The organism is Pseudomonas linyingensis (assembly GCF_900109175.1).
Lineage (GTDB): Bacteria > Pseudomonadota > Gammaproteobacteria > Pseudomonadales > Pseudomonadaceae > Geopseudomonas > Geopseudomonas linyingensis.
The window spans coordinates 22,998-29,137 of record NZ_FNZE01000029.1; the positions used below are offsets into that span (position 1 = coordinate 22,998).

The 6,140-nt window shown below is 68.0% G+C and carries 7 protein-coding genes; 3 read left to right on the top strand and 4 right to left on the bottom strand.

The window, feature by feature from the left end:
* Nucleotides 1–101: 101 nt before the first annotated feature.
* Together BMZ19_RS21610 and BMZ19_RS21615 are read left to right on the top strand one after the other, a co-directional pair.
* On the top strand, nucleotides 102–2,675 hold the full coding sequence (locus tag BMZ19_RS21610) for a TRAP transporter permease (RefSeq protein ID WP_090313767.1): 2,574 nt from the start codon (nucleotides 102–104) through the stop codon (nucleotides 2,673–2,675).
* 117 nt (nucleotides 2,676–2,792) lie between these two features.
* Entirely contained in the window at nucleotides 2,793–3,485 is a 693-nt protein-coding gene (locus tag BMZ19_RS21615) for a cytochrome b/b6 domain-containing protein (RefSeq protein WP_090313769.1), read from the top strand.
* A gap of 200 nt (nucleotides 3,486–3,685) precedes the next feature.
* Here the strand turns inward: BMZ19_RS21615 and BMZ19_RS21620 are convergent, their stop codons facing one another.
* From BMZ19_RS21620 to BMZ19_RS21635, 4 genes are all read right to left on the bottom strand, one after another.
* Nucleotides 3,686–4,156: a c-type cytochrome gene (locus BMZ19_RS21620; RefSeq protein WP_090313771.1), complete on the bottom strand. Its 471-nt coding sequence runs from the start codon at nucleotides 4,154–4,156 to the stop codon at nucleotides 3,686–3,688.
* 89 nt (nucleotides 4,157–4,245) lie between these two features.
* Complete coding sequence (locus BMZ19_RS21625; RefSeq protein ID WP_090313774.1) at nucleotides 4,246–4,662, bottom strand: YeeE/YedE family protein; 417 nt, start codon at nucleotides 4,660–4,662, stop codon at nucleotides 4,246–4,248.
* A gap of 2 nt (nucleotides 4,663–4,664) precedes the next feature.
* Nucleotides 4,665–5,099: a YeeE/YedE family protein gene (locus BMZ19_RS21630; protein ID WP_090313777.1), complete on the bottom strand. Its 435-nt coding sequence runs from the start codon at nucleotides 5,097–5,099 to the stop codon at nucleotides 4,665–4,667.
* Entirely contained in the window at nucleotides 5,096–5,416 is a 321-nt protein-coding gene (locus tag BMZ19_RS21635) for an ArsR/SmtB family transcription factor (RefSeq protein WP_244517297.1), read from the bottom strand. Before BMZ19_RS21635 ends, BMZ19_RS21630 begins: the two co-directional genes overlap by 4 nt.
* Nucleotides 5,417–5,729: 313 nt before the next feature.
* Here BMZ19_RS21635 and BMZ19_RS21640 point away from each other — a divergent pair.
* On the top strand, nucleotides 5,730–6,140 hold a 411-nt coding region (locus BMZ19_RS21640; RefSeq protein WP_483153919.1), incomplete at its 3' end, for a Rossmann-fold NAD(P)-binding domain-containing protein.

Genomic DNA, 6,140 nt, shown 5'->3' on the forward strand with positions numbered 1-6,140 from the left:
TAAGCTTGGCGTAGCGCCCGCTACGCAGCTTCCTCCCAGAACCCGCGTGCCGCGAGGCCGCGGGTTCTGGCGTTATCCGTTTTCCGATGCAGGTTCATCCCATGCATGACAAGCAACTCTCCACCGAGGAACTAATCGCCCAGGACGTGGGCGGCCGCCTGCCCGTGGGCGCGATGGCCACGGTGATCGCCGGCCTGGCCCTGGCCTGGTCGCTGTTCCAGTTGTGGATCGCCTCTCCGCTGCCGTTCGTGTTCGGCTTCGGCGTGTTCAACGACACCGAGACCCGCTCGATCCACCTGGCCTTCGCCCTGCTGCTGGCCTTCCTCGCCTATCCGGCGTTCAAGCGCTCGCCGCGCGACCGCGTGCCGCTCGCCGACATCGCCCTCGGCCTGGTCGCCTGCGCCAGCGCCGCCTACCTGTTCATCGCCTACGAGCAGCTGGCCCAGCGCCCCGGCAACCTGACCACCCTCGACCTGGTCACCGCCTGCGTCGGCATCCCGCTGCTGCTGGAGGCCACCCGCCGCGCGCTCGGCCCGGCGCTGGCGGTGATCGCCCTGCTGTTCCTGGTCTACAGCGTCGCCGGCCCGTGGATGCCGGCCCTGCTGGCGCACCGCGGGGTGAGCTTCACCGCGCTGGCCAACCACCAGTGGATCACCACCGAGGGGGTGTTCGGCATCGCCCTCGGCGTGTCGACCAGCTTCGTGTTCCTCTTCGTGCTGTTCGGCGCCCTGCTCGAGCGCGCCGGCGCCGGCCACTACTTCATCCAGCTGGCCTTCAGCCTGCTCGGCCACCTGCGCGGCGGCCCGGCCAAGGCGGCGGTGGTGTCCTCGGCGCTGACCGGGGTGATCTCCGGCTCGTCGATCGCCAATGTGGTGACCACCGGCACCTTCACCATCCCGATGATGAAGAAGGTCGGCTTCTCCAAGGAGAAGGCCGGCGCGGTGGAGGTGGCCTCCTCGGTCAACGGCCAGATCATGCCGCCGGTGATGGGCGCCGCCGCCTTCCTGATGGTCGAGTACGTCGGCATGCCCTACGTGGAGATCATCAAGCACGCCTTCCTGCCGGCGGCGATCTCCTACATTGCGCTGTTCTACATCGTCCACCTCGAGGCGCTCAAGCTCGGCCTGCAGCCGATCGGCGCGCGCCAGCCCAAGCCCTGGCTGCGCCGCCTGACCGGCTTCGCCTTCGGCGTCGCGCTGATCTCCGGGCTGTCGCTGGCGGTCTACTATGGCCTCGGCTGGCTCAAGCCGGCGCTCGGCGACTACGCCCTGCCGGGCGTTTCCGTGCTGCTGGCCGTCGCCTACCTGGGCCTGCTGAAGATCGCCGCGAGCAATCCGCCGCTGCCCGCCGAGGACCCGGACAAACCCCTGGAAGTGCTGCCCGAGACCCGCGCCGTGCTGCTCTCCGGCCTGCACTTCCTGCTGCCGGTGGTGGTGCTGGTGTGGTGCCTGATGATCGAGCGCCTGTCGCCCGGCCTGTCGGCGTTCTGGGGCTCGGTGATGCTGATGGTCATCCTGCTCACCCAGCGCCCGCTTCTCGGCTGGCTGCGCGGCGACGGCGGCCAGACCCACGGCAGCTTCGTCGACGGCTGCATCGACCTGCGCGAAGGTCTGATCGCCGGTGCGCGCAACATGATCGGCATCGGCATCGCCACCGCCGCCGCCGGCATCATCGTCGGCGCGGTGTCGCAGACCGGCGTCGGCCTGGTGCTGGCCGACCTGGTCGAACTGCTGTCGATGGGCAACCTGCTGCTGATGCTGCTGCTCACCGGGGTGTTCAGCCTGATCCTCGGCATGGGCCTGCCGACCACCGCCAACTACATCGTGGTGTCCAGCCTGCTGGCGCCGGTGATCGTCACCCTCGGCCAGCAGAACGGCCTGATCGTGCCGCTGATCGCCGTGCACCTGTTCGTCTTCTACTTCGGCATCATGGCCGACGTCACCCCGCCAGTGGGCCTGGCCTCGTTCGCCGCCGCCGCGGTGTCCAAGGGCGACCCGATCAAGACCGGCCTCGTCGCCTTCTTCTACAGCCTGCGCACCGCGGCGCTGCCGTTCCTGTTCATCTTCAACACCGACCTGCTGCTGATCGACGTCGGCTTCGCCCACGGCGTGCTGATCTTCATCGTCGCCACCATCGCCATGCTGATCTTCGCCGCCGCCACCATGGGTTTCTTCGTGGTGCGGAGTCGCTGGTACGAAAGCCTGCTGCTCCTGCTGGTGGCCTTCACCCTGTTCCGCCCAGGCCTCTGGATGGACATGGCTCACGACCCCTACCGCGAGGTGCCGCCGGCCCAACTGGCCGAGGCGCTCGGCGAGGTCGAGGCAGACAGCAGCCTGCGCCTGCGCATCCAGGGCGAGGACGCCCTCGGCGATCCGCGCACCTTCACCGTGCTGCTGCCGGTGCCGGACGGCGATAGCGGCGCGGCGCGCCTGGACAAGCTGGGCATCCAGTTGTACCAGCAGGACGGCAAGACGCTGATCGACAACGTCGCCTTCGGCAGCCCGGCCGCCGACCTCGGCCTGGAGTTCGACCAGCAGATCCTCGACGTGCGCGCCCCCACCGAGCGCTGGCCCAAGGAGCTGATGTGGCTGCCGGGCTTCGCCCTGCTCGGCCTGGTCTACGTCCTGCAGAAGCGCCGCCGGCGCGCAACCGGCCTGCACCCCGTCGGCGCCTGACCTGCAGCTTGCCGGCGCGCTTACCGCCCCAAAGGCGGCGCCCCTCGCGGGCGCCGCCGCATCTGCCTCCGGCACGCCTATTCACCCACAAGACTTTCCACCGGCAAGGACACGCTGATGACCCTGCATATCCACATCTGGGATCTGCCCACCCGTATCTTCCACTGGTCGCTGGCGCTCAGCGTCGGCGCCGCCCTTGCCACCGGCTGGGTCGGCGGCAACTGGATGGTCTGGCACGGTCGCCTCGGCCTCGCCATCGCCGGCCTGCTGGCCTTCCGCCTGGCCTGGGGCGTACTCGGCTCCACCTACGTGCGCTTCGGCCAGGTGCTGCACCTGCCGCGCAGCCTGCCGGCCTACCTGCGCGGCGAATGGCACGGCGGCGGCCACAACCCGCTGGGCTGGCTGTCGGTACTGGCGATGCTCGCCGCGCTGGGTTTGCAGGTCGCCAGCGGCCTGGTGGCCAACGACGACATCGCCTTCACCGGCCCGCTGTACCGCCTGGTCGACAGCGACACCAGCGCCCGCCTGACCAGCCTGCACCGCCAGGGCCTGTGGCTGGTGGTGGCGCTGGTGGTGCTGCACCTGGCGGCTCTGCTGTTCTACCGCCTGGTGCACGGCGAGAACCTGGTGGAGGCCATGCTGCATGGCAAGCGCCGGGTGCCGGCCGACAAGCCGGTCAAGCCGGCCAAGGGCGGCAGCCTGCCGGCGCTGGTGGTTGCCCTCGCGTTCGCCGCCGGCACGATCTGGGCGGCCAACGGCAGCTGGATCCCCGCGCCACCCGCACCGGTGCAGAGCGCGCCGTCCTGGTAGGGAGGCAACAAAAAGGGCGACCCGCGGGTCGCCCTTTTTCATGCAAGGTAAACAGCCATACAGGCCTTGTGAAAGCGTCGCGAGCGAAGGTCAGGCAAGGCAAAAAGTGGCGAGGGCGCGGAGTTTACGGGCTGTAAATGAGCAGTCCGAGCCACTTTTTAACGCAGCATGACCGAGCGCAGCAGCTTTCACATGGGCTGTCAGTCCATGCGGAACTGGTCGTGGCACCCCTTGCAGCTCTTGCCGACCTCGCCGAAGGCCTGGGCCACGGCGGCCTTGTCGCCCTCGGCGGCCACCTTGGCCAGGTTGTTGGCGGCCTGATTGAAGGCGATGGCCACCTTGGCGACCTCTTCCTTCTGGGTGAAGAACTCCGGCTTCACCCGGGTCTTCTCCTTGCCCACCGACTTCTCGGTGCCCGGCCCGTACAGCGCGCCCATCCCGGAGTTGGCGATGGCGGCGATGGCGTTGGCGGCGGCGGCCACCTGCTTCGGATCGTAGGCCACCGAGCCCTCGACAACCTGCGCCTTGATCTTGCCCATGTTCCACGACATGAAGCTGTAGCCGGCCTTGCGGAACTCGATCTGGTCTTCCGGGCTGACCTGGGCCACGGCCAGGCTGGCGGTACCGGCCAGCAGCAGGCCGGCGGTGCAGGCGATCAGTTTGTTTATCATCAGGTGTTGCTCCCTTTCCATAGAGACAGGATCACGTAAGGGCCGGCCCGCAGGCCGGCGAAGGCTCTAGCCTAGCCGTTTTGTCCGCCTCACGCGCGACGCGCTTCATACCAGCGATACAGGCCCATACCCGCCAGCATGGCGATGACGAACGGCAGGATGGCGCGATTGCCGCTGCCCAGCACCACCACCGCCGGCCCCGGACAGATGCCGGCGATGCCCCAGCCGATGCCGAACAGCAGGCTGCCGATCACCAGCTGGCGGTCGGGCTCGCGCTTGCTCGGCAGCTGCATCGGGCAGCCCGTCAGCGACTGGCTGCGACGCTTGGCAAGGGTGAAGGGAATCAGCGCCGCGGCGATGCCGCCGCCCATCACCAGGGCCAGTGACGGATCCCAGTGGCCGGCCAGATCGAGGAAGGCCAGGACCTTGGCCGGGTTGGCCATGCCGGCCAGCAGCAGGCCGATGCCGAACAGCAGGCCGGCGATGAATGCAGTCAGACGACTCATGTTCAGGCTCCGATCAGGTGGCGGACGACGTACACGGTGGCGAAACCGGTGGTCATGAAGCTCAGGGTCGCCACCAGCGAGCGCGGCGACAGCCGCGACAGGCCGCAGATGCCATGGCCGCTGGTGCAGCCGGCGCCCAGGCGCGCACCGAAGCCGACCAACAGACCGGCGAGCAGCAGCCCCGACACGCCGGCCTGCATCTCGATCACCGGCAGCTCGGCGAACGCCAGCCACAGCAGCGGCGCCAGCAGCAGGCCGAGGATGAACAACAGGCTGTCCAGACGGCCGCTGGCCTTGGGATTGAGCAGGTTGCCGAGCAGGCCGCTGATGCCGGCGATACGGCCGTTGGCGAGGACGAACAGCCCGGTGGCCAGGCCGAGCAGGATGCCGCCGGCCAAGGCGCTCCAGGGGGTGAAATGGGCCCAGTCGATGATCATGGATGTTCCTCCGAGCAGAACTGCCGATACAGGGTATGGATCACCGCCAGCGCGGCCGGATCGGTGATGCGGTAATAGATCAGTTTGCCGTCGCGGCGGGTGGCCACCAGCCCCTCGCGGCGCAGCACGCCGAGCTGCTGCGACAGGGTCGGCTGGACGATGCCCAGCGTCTCCTGCAGCTCGCCGACGTTGCGCTCGCCCTCGGCCAGTTGGCAGAGCAGCAGCAGGCGATCCGGATTGGCCAGGACCTTCAGCAGCTGGCTGGCGACAGCGGCATTGGCGCGCAGGCGGGCGAAATCGGTACAGATGGCGGACACGGATGGCTCCAAACACTTACTCTAAAGACAATATATTTACAAATAAACTGTAAGGCAAACTGTAAAGCAAACCGTCCACTCATCTACTACCTTCGGCTGAAAGTGCCATCATTTCGGCCAAAGTCGACTTGCAATTTTCGTCTCGATTCAAGCCAAAACAGTTGAACCGCGAGCACTTGCCCCGGCACAATCCCGCGCAACAAGGCCCCGCCGCCGGTCCGCGCACAGCGCCACCGGCACCACAGCCAGCGGATCTGGCGTCCTGCGGGAGCGACGAACAACAACAATTTCGTTTGCCAATGGAGATTTGCTCATGCAAATCGGTATACCGCTCGAAACCCACGCCGGGGAAACCCGCGTGGCCGCCACACCGGAAACGGTGAAGAAACTCGTCGCCCAGGGCCACCAGGTCGTCGTGCAGTCCGGTGCCGGCCTGGCTGCCTGCATCCCGGATGACGCCTACGTCGCTGCCGGCGCCCATCTCGGCGATGCCGCCGCCGCACTGGGCGCCGCCCTGGTACTCAAGGTCGCCGCCCCCGACGCCGCCGAACTGGCCATGATGCAGCCCGGCGCCGTGCTGGTCGGCATGCTCAACCCGTTCGATGCCGCCAACATCGCGCGCATGGCCGAACACGGCATCACCGCCTTCGCCCTCGAGGCGGCGCCGCGCACCTCGCGCGCGCAGAGCCTCGACGTGTTGTCCTCGCAGGCCAACATCGCCGGC